General features: G+C 65.7%; 11 protein-coding genes. 10 read left to right on the forward strand and 1 reads right to left on the reverse strand.

Annotated features, from left to right (window positions below):
* The 8 genes from RJ1_RS14635 to RJ1_RS14670 form a co-directional block, all read left to right on the forward strand.
* On the forward strand, window positions 1-851 hold an 851-nt coding region (locus tag RJ1_RS14635), incomplete at its 5' end, for an MCE family protein (RefSeq protein WP_174694985.1).
* The gene (locus RJ1_RS14640) at window positions 848-1,927 is read left to right on the forward strand and encodes an MCE family protein (protein WP_073360969.1); all 1,080 of its coding nucleotides are present in this window, start codon (window positions 848-850) and stop codon (window positions 1,925-1,927) included. The genes RJ1_RS14635 and RJ1_RS14640, both read left to right, overlap by 4 nt.
* Complete coding sequence (locus tag RJ1_RS14645) at window positions 1,924-2,919, forward strand: MCE family protein (protein WP_073360971.1); 996 nt, start codon at window positions 1,924-1,926, stop codon at window positions 2,917-2,919. The genes RJ1_RS14640 and RJ1_RS14645 overlap by 4 nt, the downstream gene beginning before the upstream one ends.
* Complete coding sequence (locus RJ1_RS14650; protein WP_073360972.1) at window positions 2,919-4,175, forward strand: MCE family protein; 1,257 nt, start codon at window positions 2,919-2,921, stop codon at window positions 4,173-4,175. The genes RJ1_RS14645 and RJ1_RS14650 overlap by 1 nt, the downstream gene beginning before the upstream one ends.
* Window positions 4,172-5,473: an MCE family protein gene (locus RJ1_RS14655; RefSeq protein WP_073360974.1), complete on the forward strand. Its 1,302-nt coding sequence runs from the start codon at window positions 4,172-4,174 to the stop codon at window positions 5,471-5,473. The genes RJ1_RS14650 and RJ1_RS14655 overlap by 4 nt, the downstream gene beginning before the upstream one ends.
* A complete protein-coding gene (locus tag RJ1_RS14660; RefSeq protein WP_073360975.1) occupies window positions 5,470-6,717 on the forward strand; it encodes an MCE family protein in 1,248 nt (415 codons plus the stop codon). Before RJ1_RS14655 ends, RJ1_RS14660 begins: the two co-directional genes overlap by 4 nt.
* Window positions 6,718-6,851: 134 nt before the next feature.
* On the forward strand, window positions 6,852-7,448 hold the full coding sequence (locus RJ1_RS14665) for a hypothetical protein (protein ID WP_073360977.1): 597 nt from the start codon (window positions 6,852-6,854) through the stop codon (window positions 7,446-7,448).
* 79 nt (window positions 7,449-7,527) lie between these two features.
* On the forward strand, window positions 7,528-8,424 hold the full coding sequence (locus tag RJ1_RS14670; RefSeq protein WP_073360979.1) for a hypothetical protein: 897 nt from the start codon (window positions 7,528-7,530) through the stop codon (window positions 8,422-8,424).
* 163 nt (window positions 8,425-8,587) lie between these two features.
* Here the strand turns inward: RJ1_RS14670 and RJ1_RS14675 are convergent, their stop codons facing one another.
* Window positions 8,588-10,750 (reverse strand): MMPL family transporter, encoded by a 2,163-nt coding sequence (locus RJ1_RS14675; protein WP_073360980.1) that lies wholly within the window; start codon window positions 10,748-10,750, stop codon window positions 8,588-8,590.
* 410 nt (window positions 10,751-11,160) lie between these two features.
* On the opposite strand from RJ1_RS14675, the gene rpoB reads away from it, so the two are divergent.
* Both rpoB and RJ1_RS14685 read left to right on the forward strand, forming a co-directional pair.
* Window positions 11,161-14,667: a DNA-directed RNA polymerase subunit beta gene (rpoB, locus tag RJ1_RS14680; protein WP_073360982.1), complete on the forward strand. Its 3,507-nt coding sequence runs from the start codon at window positions 11,161-11,163 to the stop codon at window positions 14,665-14,667.
* A 117-nt stretch (window positions 14,668-14,784) separates the two neighbouring features.
* Entirely contained in the window at window positions 14,785-18,741 is a 3,957-nt protein-coding gene (locus RJ1_RS14685) for a DNA-directed RNA polymerase subunit beta' (RefSeq protein ID WP_073360984.1), read from the forward strand.
* The last annotated feature ends 72 nt before the right edge of the window (window positions 18,742-18,813 follow it).

An 18,813-nucleotide genomic window follows, 5' to 3' on the forward strand; every position in this document is an offset into this window, starting at 1 on the left:
AGGGGCTGAGTGGCCGCGGTGCCGAGCTCGGTCTCACGCTGGACCGGCTCGAGGAGATCTTCGGCGGGCTGAACACCGAACTTCCTGCGATCCAGGAGGATCTGCGTGGTCTCGCGGACTTCTCGCAGACGTACTCGGAGGCTGCCCCCGACCTGGTCAACGCCCTCGACAACCTGCGCACCCCCGGAAATACGGTGGTGGAGAAGCAGGGTGAGATCTCCACGCTGCTCGCCTCGCTGACCGGAACCGCATCGAGCACCGCGGATCTCCTGCAGACCAACGCAGAATCCATCGTCAGCATCGCCGCCGACTCGCGAGAGGCACTGCAGATCCTCGGCCGCTACTCGCCGAGCTTCGAATGCACGTTCGCGGGCTTCGCGAAGTCCGCCCCCGTCGCCCGGGAGCTGCTGGCGCCGGACGATCCGTACCCGGGTGTGCGTGCCAGCGTGCAGTTCGTCAACCCGAAGGGGCGTTACGTGCCCAACCAGGACGAGCCGCGCCTGCTCGACGACCGCGGACCGGCGTGCTACGACAACGTCACCGCACCGGGTGGAAAGTTCCCGCAGTATCCGGGCGGGTCTTCCTACAACGACGGCGCCTACCAGGTGCCCTCGCGCAACCCGGGCCCGTCGACCATCGATTTCTTCCCGGCGCCCGCCGGCGTTCCCGATCAGGTCCCGGGGTACGGAGCCGAGGTCACGCCCGCCAGCTACGCGGGTTCGAAGATGGAGCAGGACACGTTGGACGTCGTCTACGGCGAGGCCGGCGGCATGGCGCCGGAGGACGTGCCGAGTTGGACGACGCTCGTCGGCGCGCCGACCATGAGGGGGACTGAGGTGAGCTTCAAGTGAGGGGCCTGACCGCACCATTGGTCAAGCTGATCGTGTTCGCCGTGGTCACCATCCTGGCGACCGGTCTGCTGGCCGCCACCATCGCCAACCTCGGTGGCGGCGGTGGCACCAAGTTCAACGCGATCTTCTCGGACGTCACCTCCCTCAACGAGGGCGACGAGGTCCGCATCGCCGGTGTACGCGTGGGTCAGGTCGAGAAGATCTCGATCCACGACGACCGCGAAGCGGAGGTTCAGTTCACGGTGTCGGAACGGGACTGGCTGCCTGCCAGCACCACCGCGACCATCCGCTTCCGGAACCTCGTGGGGCAGCGCTACATCGCGCTCGAACAGGGTGAGGGTCAGCAGGGGATGAAGATGAGCGGTGGCGACACCATTCCGATGGAGCGGACCAAGCCTGCCGTCAACCTCACCACGCTGTTCGACGGCTTCCGGCCGCTGTTCCAGACTCTCAGCGCCGACGACGTGAACAAGCTGTCGTACCAGATCATCCAGGTGTTCCAGGGTGAGTCGGGGACCATCACGGAACTCGTCAAGAACACGGCCAGCCTCACCAACACCGTCGCCGACAAGGATCGGGTGATCGGTGCGGTGATCAACAACCTCAACGACGTGCTCGCCACGGTGAATCAGCGTGATGATCAACTCGATTCGTTGATCGTCAACACCCAGCAGCTGGTCACGGGGTTGGCCGACGAGCGGGGAACCGTCGGTTCGGCGGTGACGTCCCTCGCGGGGCTCACCGACGCGACGGCCGATCTGCTCGAACCCACCAGACCGTCCATCCAGGAATCCATCACGTCGCTGAACACGCTGGCGACGACGTTGAACCGTAACTCCGACACCGTCAACAGCGTTCTCCAGACGCTTCCGGTGAAGCTCGAAAAGCTCGGCCGAGCAGCCAGTTACGGATCCTGGTTCCAGTTCTACCTCTGTGGAGTCGACATCGTCGCAGGACCAGGCACCGCGCCCCAACTGAACCTGCCCACGGGCTTGCCCACCGTCAACCAGCCGCTGTATACGAACTCGGCCAAACGGTGCACACAGGACGGCCTACAGGAGTTGCAGACACGATGAGCAGACGTCGCAGCCCGGCAGTGGCTGGTGCCCTCGGCATTCTCGTGGTGCTGTTGGCCACCCTGTCGGCTTTCTTCCTCGATTCGCTGCCATTCATCGGCGCCGGGTCGACGTATCACGCCGAATTCACCGAGGCGGCGGGCCTGAAGCCCTCCAACGAGGTGCGCATCGCCGGTGTCAAGGTCGGCAAGGTCACGTCGGTCGAACTCGACGGCGACCACGTGGACGTCGCCTTCAAGGTGTCGGACGCGTGGGTCGGCAACGAGACGTCGGCATCCATCCAGATCAAGACGATCCTGGGCCAGAAGTACCTGGCCCTCGACCCCCGCGGCTCCGACACCCTGAACCCGAGCGACACGATCCCGTTGGACCGCACCACGTCTCCGTACGACGTGATCGAAGCGTTCTCGGCCGCCGCACAGACGGTGGGCGACATCGACTCCGACCAGCTCGCGCAGAGCATGGTGACGCTGTCGCAGGCCTTCGAGGGAACACCCACGGAGATCCGCGCGTCCCTGGACGGTGTCAGCAGGCTGTCGCAGACCATCGCGAGCCGCGATCAGGAACTTCAGAAGTTGTTCGACGCGACCGGTAAGACCACCAAGGTCCTCGCCGACCGCAACGCCGAGTTCAACCGGCTGATCAGCGACGCCGGTCTGCTCCTCGGTGAGCTCAACAGCCGTCAGCAGTCGATTTCCCAGTTGCTCACCGGAACACAGCGCCTGTCACAGCAGTTGACCGGACTCGTGCGCGACAACGAGGCCGCCATCGGTCCCGCGCTCGAACAGCTCGACGGCGTCGTCGAGATCCTCAAGGCCAACAACGAGAACCTGGACAAGGCGATGAAACTGTACGAGCCCTTCGTACGCCTGTACACGAACGTGGTCGGTAACGGTCGCTGGTTCGACCAGGTCGTGGTGAACCTGCTGCCGCCGGGTCTGCCCGACATTCCCGGTCCGCGCGAACCCGTCCGCACGTTGGGGGGTAACTGATGGCAGACGTCGAGAACGGAACCGACCGCGGAGGACGCGGCGGGATCGCCCTCATCGCAGGAGTCGTCATCGTCGCGCTGGTGATCGCCGGTGCCCTGTGGTGGGTGTTCTTCCGGGCAGGCACCACGAAGATCACCGCGTACTTCGACAAGTCGGTGGGTATCTACGAGGGCTCGGATGTGCGGGTGCTCGGTGTGAAGGTCGGATCGGTCGACGGCGTCGAGCCGCAGGGCGATCAGGTGAAAGTCGACATGCGCGTCGATCGCGGCGTCGACATTCCCGCCGACGCGAAGGCCGCGCAGGTCACGCCGTCCGTGGTGTCCGACCGCTACATCCAGCTCGCGCCGGCCTACACGGGCGGCGACACGATGCAGAGCGGTGCCGTGATCTCGCGGGACCGTACCGCGACCCCCGTCGAGGTCGACCAGTTGTACGCGAGCATCGAGGAGCTCTCGACCGCGCTCGGCCCGAACGGGGCGAACAAGGACGGCGCGCTGTCACAGTTCGTCGAGACCGGTGCCGCCAACCTCGACGGCAACGGTGAAGCACTGGGGCAGAGCATCAATCAGCTCTCCGACGCTGCCCGCACCCTCAACGAGAGTCGCGGCGACCTGTTCGACACCGTCAAGAACCTCCAGGTCTTCGTGGGCGCGCTGGCGGCCAACGATCAGCAGGTCCGCGACTTCAACTCGCAACTCTCCGATCTGTCCGGATTCCTGGCGGGGGAGAGGGAGAACCTCGGCGCCGCCCTGAACCAGCTCGCGATCGCACTCGGCGACGTCTCGAAGTTCGTGGCGGACAACCGGGAACTCCTCGCCGAGAACGTGGACGACCTGGTCCCGGTGACGCAGACCCTCGCCGACAACCGCGAGTCGCTGGTCAACTCACTGACGCTGCTTCCGCTGGCGATCAGCAACCTCGCCAACTCGTACGACGCGGAGTCGGGCACCCTGGCCTCACGCCTCGCGTTCCCCGATCTGCAGGATCCGGCGGGTGTCGCCTGCAAGTTGATCGACCTCGGCAAGCTGGTTCCCGGCGACCCGCGGTTCGAGCAACTCGGTCGCCAGATGCAGCCGCTGATCGACAACTGCGCCAACGTCACGTCGCAGATCACGCAGTCGGCGAAGACTCCGTCGCTCGTGCTTCCGTTCGGGATCATGAGTGCGGACAACATTCAGCGGACGGTCACGCCCGGCACGGTGCCGGGTGTCGTGTCCCCGCGATTCGAAGGCGCAACGGGTGGTGAGGGCGAATGAAGCGGTCGATAATCCTCGGCGCCGGCGCGTGCGCCGTCGCCATCGCGGTGAGTTCCTGCTCCTCGGAGGGAATCTACGGAGTTCCTCTGCCGGGCGGTCCGGACGTCGGCAACGACCCGATGCACCTGACGATCCAGTTCGACGACGTCCTCGACCTGGTTCCGCAGTCCGCCGTCAAGGTCGACGGTGTGCCCGTGGGCCGGGTCGAATCGATCAAGGTGGCGCCGGACGGCTGGACGGCCGACGTGGAGGTCATTCTCGACTCGTCCGTCGATCTCGCGGCCAACGCGGTCGCCGCCATCGAGCAGACCAACCTGCTCGGTGAGAAGTTCGTCCAGCTGTCCGAGCCGCCGGAGGACAAGGATCCCGCGCGACTCGAGGACGGCGACACGATCTCTCTCGATCGCACCCGCCACGCCACGGAGATCGAGCAGGTACTCGGCGCGCTGTCGCTGCTGCTCAACGGTGGCGGTGTCGGACAGTTGCAGCCGATCGTGCACGAACTGACCACCGCCCTCGACGGGCGCGAGGACCGGGTGCGGGGACTCCTCGAGCAGGCGAACACGCTCATCGACGGTCTCAACCAGCAGCGGGACGACATCACCCGCGCCCTGGACGGCCTCGATGCGTTGACCACCCGGGTGGACGAACAGAACGAGAAGATCGGCCTGATCCTCGATCAGCTCCCGATCGCCACCGAAGTGCTCAACGAGCAGCGCCCGCAGCTCACCCAGATGCTGACGCAACTGGACCGGCTCGGCACCGTCGGAACCGACGTGATCAACAGGTCGAAGAATGACCTGATCGCGGATCTCCTCGCGCTGCGGCCAACGCTCAAGGCGCTCGCCGACTCGGGCGACAACCTGCCCAATTCGCTCGCGTTCATCCCGACCGTCCCCTTCCCGGACGGTGTGGAGAAGATCGCGCTCGGCGGATCGGTCAACCTGTTCCTCACGGTCGACCTGCAGATCGGCGACGCACTGAGCGCACTCGGCGTCGGCCAGGGCGACCCGGTGTACGTGCCGCCGAAGTTCGGTGAACCCAAGCCGATCGTGGACCCGTCGAACCCGTACTACAACGGCAACGGGCCGAAGCCGGGCTGGCCGACGGTGTCACTGCTGCCGATTCCGCCGATCATCCCCGCCCCGACAGGCCTGCGGATCCCGGGTCTCCCCGGGGCAGCACCCGCGGCCGGCAACGGTGGCGCGGGGAACGGCACGACGGACGGCCAGGCGCCGTCGCCGCAGAACCCGCTCGGGGGACTGCTGGAGCAGTTCGGAATCGGGGGTGGACAGTGAGGTCACGACTGGTCAGAATCCAGCTCGTCGCGTTCGCCGTCGTGGCGATGCTCGGGCTGGTCTACGTCGGTGCCAAGTACGTTCGCCTCGACAACCTGCTCGGGTTCGGTGAGTACGACGTGAACGCGCAGTTCAAGGATTCCGGCGGAATCTTCACCAACGCCGAGGTCACGTACCGCGGTGTTCCCGTCGGGCGCGTCGGCGACCTGTCGCTCACGGCGGACGGCATCAACGTCGAGTTGAAGATCTCCTCGGGCGGTCCCGACATCCCGGCGTCGGCCAAGGCCGTCGTCGCCAACCGATCCGCCATCGGTGAGCAGTACGTGGACCTGCAGCCCGACAGTGACCAGGGGCCGTACCTCGAACAGGGCTCGGTGATCACCGAGGCCGACACCTCGACACCGGTTCCGGTCGAGCAGGTGCTCATGGCCACCGACGGACTGGTCAGGTCGGTTCCGGTCGACTCTCTGCGCACGGTCGTCACCCAGCTGGGCACCGCGTTCAACGGCAAGGGGGAGGACCTGCAGACACTTGCGGATTCTCTGTCGACCCTGACGAAGGACGGCCTCGACGTCCTCCCGCAGACACTGGCCCTCATCAGGGACAGCCAGACGGTGCTGGCGACACAGTCCGATCAATCGTCGGCGATCGTCCAGTTCAGTGCGGACCTCGACGCGGTGGCGGCGCAGCTGCGCACCAGCGACCCCGATATCCGGTCCATCATCGACAAGGGAATTCCGGCGAGCGAGGAGATCGGTCAGCTGGTGAACGAGACCGGTCCGAGCCTCACCACCGACCTGACGAACCTTGCCGCTGTGGGCGACAAGCTGGCCCCGCAGGCGATCGCGCTCCGGCCGATCCTGATGTTCCTGCCGGCCATTGCGGCGTCCGCGTCGACCGTGGCACCGGGCGACGGTACGGTGCACCAGGGCATCGTCCTGGAAACCAACAATCCGCCGTCGTGCACACTGGGTTACGAAGGGACGCAGCAGATCCTGGCCGAGATGAAGCGGCAGGACCCGAACTTCGACGACACCCAGCAGGACTTCCCGTTCAACACGAAGGCCAACTGCGACGCTCCTCAGGGAAGCGTGACGGGTGTCCGGAGTGCCGACCGCATCGTGTTCGCCGATCCGGACACGATCCAGCCGTGGGATTTCAAGCCGAAGGTCATGCCTGACACTCTCAACTTGAATCCCATCGCAACGCAGCTCGCGCCGCTCCTCGGGGTTACTCCCAAGTAGCATTCGGTCCTTACCGAGGGCGAGTAGAAGAAAACAATCAGTAGGGTATTGGTGTGACGCGAATTACCACGCCCCCGGAGTCGGGACAACCGGCTCCGGGGAAGGACAGAACTCTGAAGGCCTCGTTTGCTGCGGTGACCGCACTGGTGGTGATCGCGGTTGTCGCAGCCGGATGGTTTGGCTTCGGGTGGGCGCGCGCTCTCTTCGTGGACAAGCCGATCGCCGACGCACGCGACTCCGCGTTGACCGGCGCCCAGCAAGCCGCGATCAACCTCAACTCGGTCGATTCCGCGGACCTCGACGGATCCTTCGAGAACATGAAGTCGTCCATCACCGGCGACAAGATGAACCAGGACCTCCAGGCGACGATGGACGGGTTCACCGACCAGATGCGTCAATCGGGGGCGGCGAGCAAGGCCGAACTGATTCAGGGCACGCTCACCGAACTGAACACCGACGACGGCACCGCCAAGGCACTGGTCGTCGTGGCTGTCACCACCACCTGGCCGGATCGCTTCGACAAGGCCAAGGTGACGATGCGGATGGACGTCCAGGACGTGGACGGGGTCTGGAAGGCCTCGTCGGTCGAACCGGTGGGCGGACGTATACCGCTCGAGAGCGGTCCGGTACCTGCCAACGGCGCAGCCCCGGCTCCCGCCGAGCAAGCGCCGGCCGAACAGGCCCCGGCCGAGCAGGCGCCGGCCCCCGAAGGTGACAGCGGCGGCCAGTAGTCCTGATGCACCGCGGTGGCGCGCCGCCGCGGTGTCCACGTCGACGACAGCTCGTCGTGCAATGAGAAAGTGGTGAATTATGCCCCCCAAGCGCCGCAACAACGTGCCGGACAGCGCTGCAAAGGGCAGGCGTCCGCGCGTGGCGGGGACCCGTCAGGTCACGCCGAAGCCGCCCCGATCGGAAACCCCGGTCGAGAAGAAGGAGCCGGTGACACAGGAGGAACCCGTCGAGAAGCCTGCGAAGGCGACGACACCCGAGACCGAGGCGACCGCGGTAGCGGCGGCTGTGACGTCCGAGACCGCGAAGGCGTCCGACACGGACAAGACGGTGTCGATGGCGAAGCCGGTGTCGACCGCGAAGCCGGTGTCGACCGCGAAGGCGGCGTCGGCGGGAAAGGCGAAGGTCCCCAACCTTCAGCCGCGCATCAGCAAGCAGCAGGCGCCGGCGGTCGCCGAGCCCGAGACGGGCAGCGGGACCGGCCGCGTCACGTGGAAACTCGTCGGGATCCTCGGCGCCGTCGCGGTGGTCCTGGGAGTGTTCGCCGCGGTCGCGGCGTTCAAGCCCGGAGCCGACATCAGCAACACCGCCTGGGTCGACGCAGGAGCAACTGCTGAAGTGACGAAGGCGGGCACCGAGGCGATCGAGACGCTGTACACCTACAGCTACGAGACCATCGATCAGGACTTCGACAAGGCGCGCGGCTACCTTGACGACGCCAAGCGCGCAGAGTTCGACTCGACCGCGGACACCACCAAACAGGCAGCCATCCAGACGAAGACGGCAACCCAGGCGTCCGTCACGGACATCGGGGTCACTGTGCTCGACGGCGACCGCGCCGAACTCCTCGCGCACATGAACGTCAGCGCCACCGGTGACGCAGTCGCTCAGGGCAGTGCCGCCACTCCGCTGTCGATCAAGATGGAGAAGATCGACGGCAAATGGGTGCTCTCCGACATCTCCGACAGTGAAGGCTGAGTCGGCACCGCCGAGGTGAAGGCTGAGTCGGCACCGCCGACGTGAAGGCTGAGTCAACAGCCCGGAAAGTATTGATCCGGAACGGGATTCGCGGGCTGGGTACGGGTGATGGCTGAATCATCGTTGCCGGCACGGTGAGCCGATCTCGGACCGTGAATCTGCGTCACTGCTGGACGGGAATCTCTTGTTGCGGTGCCTGTTTCGGGTTCCCGGATGATCCGGGTGTGGGCGTCTTCCGTGCCAGGAATCCCGGCGCCCACCAGTTGGCCTCGCCCATCAACTTCACCAACGCGGGCACCAGCATCATGCGGATGACGGTGGCGTCGATGATCAGCGCGACGATCATGCCGAGGCCGATGAACCGCATCATCGTCAGCTCCGAGAGCGTGAACGCGCCCGTGACGACGATCAGCAGCGCGGCCGCCGCCGTCACGATGCGTCCCGTGTGCGCCGTGCCGATGCGCACGGCCTCCTCGGTCGACGCCCCGTTCTCGTGGGCCTCCACCATCCGGGACATGAGGAAGATCTCGTAGTCGGTGGAGAGCCCGAACACGACCGCGATGATCAGCACGACCATCGTCGCGGGCAGCGGCCCCGGCGTCACGCCGAGAAATTCGGCACCGTGACCGTCCTCGAAGATCCACGTGAGCACGCCGAAGGACGCGGCGAGGCTGAGGGTGGCCATGGCGATCGCCTTCAGCGGCAGCACCACGGACCGGAAGGCCAGGAGCATCAGCACGAAGGTGACGGCCACCATGATCCCGATCATCCACGGCAGTCGCGCGGCCATCGCATCCAGTCCGTCGGCGGTCAGGGCGTTCAACCCGCCGAGCATCTTCTCGGTGCCGGCCGGGGTCGGGAGGTCGCGCAATTCGGCCGCCGTCGCCATCGCCCCCGTCGTCCGGTCCGCGTCGTCGAAGACGGCCCGGATGGCGACGAACGTGTCGGTGGCGCCGACCGGGACCACCCGCTGGACGCCGTCGACCGCGGCCGTCGCCCGAAAGAACTCGGCCGTGGCGGACGGTGGCGGGGCCTTACCGTCGCTGCCCTGCAGGACCAGCGTCGCGCCGTTGTTGGCGAGGGGGAAGTCGGCGGCGAGATCGTCGACGGCGAGCCGGAGCGGGTGCGCCGCGGGCAGTCCGGTGTGGTCGAGATCACCCAGCGACGCGCCTGCGAGGGGCGCGGCGAGCACGAGCAGCCCCGCGACGATGCCTGTCGCGATCACGACAGGCCGCCGCATGACCCGGGCGGCGACGCCGCCCCAGAATCGGTGCGCCCGGTCCTCGCCGCGCTCGACCACGCCCGGTCGCCACGTCAGCGAGTTGATGCGAGGCCCGAGCAGAGCCAGTGCTGCGGGCACTGCCGACAGCGACAGCACCGCGGCGATCCCGATGGCTGCCATCCCGCCGTAGGCGAAGGACCGGACGATGGCCTGGGGAAAGACGAGCATGCCCACGAAACCGCACACCAGGAGGAGTGCGGAGAACCCCACGGTTCTTCCCGCGGTGGCGAGCGTCGTGCGAACGGCGTCGTCGGTGGGCGCGCCCGATCGCAGTTCCTCGCGGAACCGGGTCACCACGAACAATCCGTAGTCGATGGACATGCCCAGCCCGACGAGGCTCGCGATGTTCACCGAGAATGCGCTGACCTCGGTGAAGTACGAGATCACCCGCAGGGCGCCGAGGGCGCCGAGGATCGCGAGACCGCCGACGCACAGCGGGACGGCGGCCCCGACCAGCCCGCCGAAGATGACGAGCAGAAGCAGCAGCAGGATCGGGAACGACACCGCCTCGGCTCGCAGCAGATCGCTCTCGGACACCTCGTTGTAGGCGTTGGCGGCCGCGCTGAAGCCGCTGAACTCCGCGTCCGTGCCGTCGATCTCCAGCAGGGGCTGGAGAGCGTGGTACGCGGAGATGCGAGTGTTCTCGTCGCCGGTCAGCGACAGCACCGCCAGTGCCTCGGTGCCGTCTGTGGAACGCAGGAACTCCTTCGCCTGCGGCGGCGCGGACCAGTACGACAAGGGAGTGTTGGCGAGCACTCCGGGATCGATCCGGGCGAGATGGGCCGCCACCTCGGGCCCGAGATCGTCGATCGTCGAACCCGGACGTGCGTGGTAGGTCACCGCCAGGTCGGGGGTCTGCCGTCCGAACGTCCCCTCGATCAGGCGCTCGACACCCGCGGACTCGCTGCCCGGATCGGTGTATCCGCCGAGGCTCAGCCGGTCGAACACCCCCGAACCCCACGCCCCGCCGATCAGCACCAGCAGAACCGTGGCGGCGACGACCAGCGTCGGGCGGGCAACGACGAACGAACTCCAGCGCGTCACGGCTCTGCTTCCCTCGAGAATCGACGGCGATCGCGTGCGCATATTGTTCACCGCCCGTGAGCGGGTGGGAAGGGGCGCCGGAAACGCTCCGCGGGCCTGCCGAAACGACGCGACACGCCCCCTAACTCTTGACGCCGGGGTGATCACGCGTCACTCTGATGCGTGAACATGCGCAGTGACGCGTGGCCGAGCGCCCGGCTGGGTGCTGTTTCGGGTGCCCGACTCGACATCTACTGAGTTTGGGTGTACTTTTGGACGTTGCGCTGGCTGCCTCCTGTCCACCTCTCGTCCGCACCGCTGCGAAGTGCTTCACTCTTCAGCAACTGTGGCGAGTTTCGTTCGGGTTGTAACCAGCGAAATTCGAAGCAGATACAGCGGCGGTCGCAACAGCACAGAGCGGCCCGCGTGAGGTGCTGGAAGGACGCATCTTGGCAGTCTCTAGCCAGACCAAGGCAGTTTCCGGAATCCCCGGAGCCCCGAAGAGGGTTTCTTTCGCGAAGATTCGCGAACCCCTCGAAGTCCCCGGGCTTCTTGATGTACAAACCGATTCGTTCGAGTGGTTGATCGGTGCGCAGAGCTGGCGCGAACGTGCCGCCGCTCGTGGCGACAGCGCAATCTCCGGAGGTCTCGAGGACATTCTCGCGGAGCTTTCCCCGATCGAGGATTTCTCGGGCTCGATGTCTCTGTCCTTCTCGGACCCGCGCTTCGACGAGGTGAAGGCCTCGACGGACGAGTGCAAAGACAAGGACATGACCTACGCGGCGCCGTTGTTCGTCACCGCGGAGTTCATCAACAACAACACCGGTGAGATCAAGAGCCAGACGGTCTTCATGGGCGACTTCCCGATGATGACCGACAAGGGCACGTTCATCATCAACGGCACCGAGCGTGTCGTGGTCTCGCAGCTGGTGCGTTCCCCCGGCGTCTACTTCGACCACTCCGTCGACAAGGGCACCGAGAAGGACCTGCACAGCGTCAAGGTCATCCCGGGCCGTGGTGCATGGCTCGAGTTCGACGTGGACAAGCGCGACACGGTCGGCGTCCGCATCGACCGCAAGCGCCGCCAGCCCGTCACCGTGCTGCTGAAGGCCCTCGGCTGGACCACCGAGCAGATCACCGAGCGCTTCGGCTTCTCGGAGATCCTCATGGCGACGCTGGAGAAGGACAACACCGCCGGCACCGACGAGGCTCTGCTCGACATCTACCGCAAGCTGCGTCCGGGCGAGCCGCCGACCAAGGAGAGTGCGCAGACGCTCCTGGAGAACCTGTTCTTCAAGGACAAGCGCTACGACCTGGCTCGCGTGGGTCGCTACAAGATCAACAAGAAGCTGGGCCTGAACCTCGGACAGCCGATCGTCGCGTCGACCCTCACCGAGGAAGACATCGTCGCCACCATCGAGTACCTGGTGCGCCTGCACGCCGGTGACACCGAGATGACCGCCCCCGGCGGTGCTCCGGTGCCCGTCGAGGTCGACGACATCGACCACTTCGGCAACCGTCGTCTGCGCACGGTCGGTGAGCTCATCCAGAACCAGATCCGCGTGGGCTTGTCCCGCATGGAGCGCGTGGTTCGTGAGCGCATGACCACACAGGACGTCGAGGCGATCACGCCGCAGACGCTGATCAACATCCGGCCCGTCGTGGCTGCGATCAAGGAGTTCTTCGGAACCTCCCAGCTGTCGCAGTTCATGGACCAGAACAACCCGCTGTCGGGGCTGACGCACAAGCGTCGTCTGTCCGCCCTCGGCCCGGGTGGTCTGTCCCGTGAGCGTGCCGGCCTCGAAGTGCGCGACGTTCACCCGTCGCACTACGGCCGCATGTGCCCGATCGAGACCCCTGAGGGTCCGAACATCGGTCTGATCGGTTCGCTGTCGGTGTACGCACGGGTCAACCCGTTCGGCTTCATCGAGACGCCGTACCGCAAGGTCGAGAACGGCCAGGTCACCGACCAGGTCGACTACCTGACCGCGGACGAAGAGGACCGCCACGTCGTCGCACAGGCCAACTCGGCCCTCGACGCCAACGGTCACTTCACCGACGATCGCATTCTGGTCCGTCGTAAGGGTGGCGAGGTCGAGTTCGTCTCGTCCGCCGAGATCGACTACATGGACGTCTCACCGCGACAGATGGTGTCCGTCGCGACCGCGATGATTCCGTTCCTCGAGCACGACGACGCCAACCGTGCCCTGATGGGTGCCAACATGCAGCGTCAGGCGGTGCCGCTCGTGCGCAGCGAGGCTCCGCTCGTCGGTACCGGCATGGAGCTGCGTGCCGCCGTCGACGCGGGCGACGTCATCGTCACCGAGAAGAGCGGTGTCGTGGAGGAGGTCTCCGCCGACTACGTCACGGTCATGGCCGACGACGGAAGCCGCAAGACGTACCGGATGCGCAAGTTCGCGCGGTCGAACCAGGGCACCTGCGCCAACCAGCGTCCGATCGTGGACGAGGGACAGCGTGTCGAGTTCGGACAGGTCCTCGCCGACGGCCCCTGCACCGAGAACGGTGAGATGGCGCTCGGCAAGAACCTGCTCGTCGCGATCATGCCGTGGGAAGGCCACAACTACGAGGACGCGATCATCCTGTCGCAGCGCCTCGTGGAAGAGGACGTCCTGACCTCGATCCACATCGAGGAGCACGAGATCGATGCCCGCGACACCAAGCTCGGTGCCGAGGAGATCACTCGCGACATCCCGAACGTCTCCGACGAGGTCCTCGCCGACCTCGACGAGCGCGGCATCATCCGTATCGGTGCCGAGGTTCGTGACGGCGACGTGCTGGTCGGAAAGGTCACGCCGAAGGGCGAGACCGAGCTGACCCCCGAGGAGCGCCTGCTGCGCGCCATCTTCGGTGAGAAGGCCCGCGAGGTTCGCGACACGTCGCTGAAGGTTCCCCACGGTGAGACCGGCAAGGTCATCGGCATCCGCGTGTTCTCGCGCGACGACGACGACGATCTGCCCCCCGGTGTCAACGAGCTGGTCCGCGTCTACGTGGCACAGAAGCGCAAGATCCAGGACGGCGACAAGCTCGCCGGCCGCCACGGCAACAAGGGCGTCATCGGCAAGATCCTCCCGCAGGAGGACATGCCGTTCCTGCCCGACGGCACCCCGGTCGACATCATCCTGAACACCCACGGTGTTCCGCGTCGTATGAACATCGGTCAGATCTTGGAGACCCACCTCGGGTGGATCGGCAAGACCGGCTGGAACGTTCAGATCGCCGGCGACGGCTCCCGTCCCGATTGGGCGGAGCAGCTGCCGGAGGAGATGCTGTCTGCACCTGCCGACTCCAACATCGCCACCCCGGTGTTCGACGGCGCCAAGGAAGACGAGCTCACCGGTCTCCTCGGTTCGACGCTGCCGAACCGCGACGGCGAGGTCATGGTCGCGTCCGACGGAAAGGCCACGTTGTTCGACGGCCGTTCCGGCGAGCCGTTCCCGTACCCGGTGTCGGTCGGCTACATGTACATCATCAAGCTGCACCACCTGGTCGACGACAAGATCCACGCTCGTTCGACCGGTCCGTACTCGATGATCACCCAGCAGCCGCTCGGCGGTAAGGCCCAGTTCGGTGGCCAGCGCTTCGGTGAGATGGAGTGCTGGGCGATGCAGGCCTACGGCGCGGCATACACGCTGCAGGAGCTGCTCACCATCAAGTCGGACGACGTGGTGGGTCGAGTCAAGGTGTACGAGGCCATCGTCAAGGGCGAGAACATCCCCGAGCCTGGCATCCCCGAGTCGTTCAAGGTGCTCCTGAAGGAGCTCCAGTCGCTCTGCCTCAACGTGGAGGTGCTGTCCTCGGACGGCGCGGCCATCGCGATGGCCGACGGTGACGACGAGGACCTCGAGCGGGCCGCAGCGAACCTGGGCATCAACTTGTCCCGGAACGAAGCGGCGACGGTCGACGACCTCGCGAACTAGGTTTCGGTCCCCGGGTCCTGAGAAATCAGGGTCCGGGGGCGTAGTTCACATTTGAATTGGCAGTCAGGTATCGGCGGCCACCGCTGATCCACAATCCCTCTGGGGAAAGGAAGTTACGTGCTCGACGTCAACTTCTTCGATGAACTCCGCATTGGCCTCGCCAGTGCAGAGGACATCCGCAATTGGTCCTACGGCGAGGTCAAGAAGCCGGAGACCATCAACTACCGCACGCTCAAGCCCGAGAAGGACGGCCTCTTCTGCGAGAAGATCTTCGGCCCCACCCGGGACTGGGAGTGCTACTGCGGTAAGTACAAGCGTGTCCGCTTCAAGGGCATCATCTGTGAGCGCTGCGGTGTCGAGGTGACTCGCGCCAAGGTTCGCCGTGAGCGCATGGGACACATCGAACTGGCTGCCCCGGTCACCCACATCTGGTACTTCAAGGGCGTGCCCAGCCGTCTCGGCTACCTGCTCGACCTGGCGCCGAAGGATCTCGAGAAGATCATCTACTTCGCCGCGTACGTCATCGTCGGTGTCGACGAGGAACTGCGTCACAACGAGCTGTCCACTCTCGAAGCCGAGATGCAGGTCGAGAAGAAGACCGTCGCGGATCAGCGTGACGCCGACCTCGAGGCCCGCGCGCAGAAGCTCGAAGCCGACATCGCCGAGCTGGAGGCGGAGGGCGCCAAGTCCGACGTCCGTCGCAAGGTCAAGGACGGCGGCGAGCGCGAGATGCGTCAGCTCCGTGACCGCGCTCAGCGTGAGCTGGACCGTCTCGACGAGATCTGGACCACGTTCACCAAGCTGAGCGTCAAGCAGCTCATCGTCGACGAGCTCCTGTACCGCGAGCTGGTCGACCGCTACGGCGAGTACTTCACCGGTGCCATGGGCGCCGAGTCGATCCAGAAGCTCATGGAGACCTTCGACATCGACGCCGAAGCCGAGAACCTCCGCGAGACCATCCGCAGCGGCAAGGGGCAGAAGAAGCTCCGCGCCCTGAAGCGTCTCAAGGTCGTGGCAGCGTTCCAGACGAACCGGAACTCGCCCATGGGCATGGTTCTCAACGCCGTCCCGGTGATCCCGCCGGAGCTGCGTCCGATGGTTCAGCTCGACGGTGGCCGTTTCGCCACCTCCGACCTGAACGACCTGTACCGCCGCGTGATCAACCGCAACAACCGCCTCAAGCGACTGATCGACCTCGGTGCCCCCGAGATCATCGTCAACAACGAGAAGCGGATGCTGCAGGAGTCCGTGGACGCGCTGTTCGACAACGGCCGTCGTGGCCGTCCGGTCACCGGTCCCGGTAACCGTCCGCTGAAGTCCCTGAGCGACCTGCTCAAAGGTAAGCAGGGTCGTTTCCGTCAGAACCTGCTCGGTAAGCGCGTCGACTACTCCGGTCGTTCCGTCATCGTCGTCGGCCCGCAGCTCAAGCTGCACCAGTGCGGTCTGCCGAAGCTGATGGCTCTCGAGCTGTTCAAGCCGTTCGTGATGAAGCGCCTGGTCGACCTGAACCACGCGCAAAACATCAAGTCCGCCAAGCGCATGGTGGAACGTCAGCGCGCACAGGTGTGGGACGTCCTCGAAGAGGTCATCGCCGAGCACCCCGTGCTGCTGAACCGTGCACCGACGCTGCACCGCCTGGGCATCCAGGCCTTCGAGCCGCAGCTGGTCGAGGGTAAGGCCATTCAGCTCCACCCGCTGGTGTGTGAGGCCTTCAACGCCGACTTCGACGGTGACCAGATGGCCGTGCACCTTCCGCTGTCCGCGGAGGCGCAGGCCGAGGCTCGCATCCTGATGCTGTCGTCGAACAACATCCTGTCGCCCGCGTCGGGTCGTCCGCTCGCCATGCCGCGTCTGGACATGGTGACCGGCCTGTACCACCTGACACGTCTGGACGAGGGTGTCACCGGTGAGCTTGTTGCCGCCAGCCACGATCAGGCAGAGCAGGGCGTGTACTCCTCGCCCGCCGAGGCACAGATGGCGGTCGACCGTGGCGCTCTCACGGTGCAGTCCCTGATCAAGGTGCGTCTCACGACTCAGCGTCCGCCGCGTGACCTGGAAACAGAGCTGTTCCCCGAGGGTTGGAACTATGGCGACGGCTGGACTGCGGAGACGACTCTGGGTCGCGTGCTGTTCAACGAGCTGCTTCCGGCGGACTATCCGTTCGTCAACGAGCAGATGCCGAAGAAGCGTCAGGCGACGATCATCAACGATCTCGCCGAGCGGTACCCGATGATCGTGGTCGCACAGACCGTGGACAAGCTCAAGGACGCAGGGTTCTACTGGGCCACGCGTTCGGGTGTCACCATCTCGATCTCGGACGTCCTCGTGCCGCCGGAGAAGGCTCAGATCATGGAGTCCTTCGAGGCTCAGGCCGATCAGATCGAGAAGAAGTACCAGCGCGGTGCTTTGAACAAGACCGAGCGCAACAGCGCACTGGTCAAGATCTGGTCCCAGGCCACCGACGAGGTCGGTAAGGCCATGGAGGCCCACTTCCCCGACGACAACCCGATCCCGATGATCGTGAAGTCCGGCGCCGCCGGCAACATGACTCAGGTTCGCTCGCTCGCCGGCATGAAGGGTCTGGTGACCAACCCGAAGGGTGAGTTCATCCCGCGTCCGATCAAGTCTTCCTTCAAGGAAGGCCTGACCGTTCTCGAGTACTTCATCAATACGCACGGTGCCCGTAAGGGTCTTGCCGATACCGCACTCCGTACGGCCGACTCGGGTTACCTGACCCGCCGTCTGGTGGACGTGTCGCAGGACGTCATCGTCCGCGAGGAGGACTGTGGAACCGAGCGGGGCATCATCACCACGATCGCGGAGAAGCAGGCCGACGGCTCGATGATCCGCGATGCTCACGTGGAGACGAGCACCTACGCTCGTACCCTGTCCGCGGACGCGGTGGACGAGAACGGCAACGTCATCGTCCAGCGCGGACACGACCTGGGCGACCCGGCCATCGACGCGCTGCTCGAAGCGGGCATCACCAAGGTCAAGGTCCGTTCGGTGCTCACCTGCACCACGGGCACCGGCGTCTGCGCCACCTGCTACGGCCGTTCGATGGCCACTGGCAAGCTGGTCGACATCGGTGAGGCCGTCGGTATCGTCGCCGCACAGTCCATCGGTGAGCCCGGTACCCAGCTGACCATGCGTACCTTCCACCAGGGTGGCGTCGCCGGCGAGGACATCACCGGTGGTCTGCCGCGCGTCCAGGAGCTGTTCGAGGCCCGCGTCCCCAAGGGCAAGGCCCCGATCGCCGATGTCACCGGGCGCGTGCAGCTCGAGGACGGCGACCGCTTCTACAAGATCACCATCGTCCCGGACGATGGTGGCGAAGAGGTTGTCTACGACAAGCTCTCGAAGCGTCAGCGCCTGCGTGTCTTCAAGCACGACGACGGCACCGAACGCCTTCTGGCCGACGGTGACCACGTCGAGGTCGGTCAGCAGCTCATGGAGGGTGCTGCCGATCCGCACGAGGTGCTGCGTGTCATGGGCCCCCGTCAGGTGCAGATCCACCTCGTCAACGAGGTCCAGGAGGTGTACCGGAGCCAGGGTGTGTCGATCCACGACAAGCACATCGAGGTCATCGTGCGCCAGATGCTGCGTCGCGTGACGATCATCGACTCGGGTGCGACGGAGTTCCTGCCCGGTTCGCTGACCGAGCGTGCCGACTTCGAGGCGGCCAACCGCCGGGTCGTCGCCGAGGGCGGCGAGCCGGCAGCCGGACGTCCGGTGCTGATGGGTATCACCAAGGCATCGCTGGCGACCGACTCGTGGCTGTCCGCGGCGTCGTTCCAGGAGACCACTCGCGTGCTGACCGATGCGGCGATCAACTGCCGCTCGGACAAGCTGATCGGTCTCAAGGAGAACGTGATCATCGGAAAGCTGATCCCTGCCGGTACCGGTATCAACCGTTACCGCAACATCCAGGTTCAGCCGACCGAAGAGGCCCGCGCTGCGGCGTACGCGGTTCCGTCTTACGACGACCAGTACTACAGCCCGGACGGCTTCGGCCAGAACACCGGTGCCGCGGTGCCGCTGGACGATTACGGTTTCAGCAACGATTATCGGTAGGCGCTCCGCGCCTGTGAGGGGTTGACGAGTCCCAGGACTCGTCGACCACTCACCATCGGACGAAGGCCCCAC

It is taken from the genome of Rhodococcus jostii NBRC 16295, assembly GCF_001894825.1.
Taxonomy (GTDB): Bacteria; Actinomycetota; Actinomycetes; order Mycobacteriales; family Mycobacteriaceae; genus Rhodococcus_F; species Rhodococcus_F jostii.

Bases quoted from the DNA above. Each gene is read 5' to 3' on its own strand.
- RJ1_RS14645 (WP_073360971.1), top strand. From the start codon at position 1,924: ATGAGCAGACGTCGCAGCCCGGCAGTGGCTGGTGCCCTCGGCATTCTC.
- RJ1_RS14650 (WP_073360972.1), top strand. From the start codon at position 2,919: ATGGCAGACGTCGAGAACGGAACCGACCGCGGAGGACGCGGCGGGATC.
- RJ1_RS14655 (WP_073360974.1), top strand. From the start codon at position 4,172: ATGAAGCGGTCGATAATCCTCGGCGCCGGCGCGTGCGCCGTCGCCATC.
- RJ1_RS14670 (WP_073360979.1), top strand. From the start codon at position 7,528: ATGCCCCCCAAGCGCCGCAACAACGTGCCGGACAGCGCTGCAAAGGGC.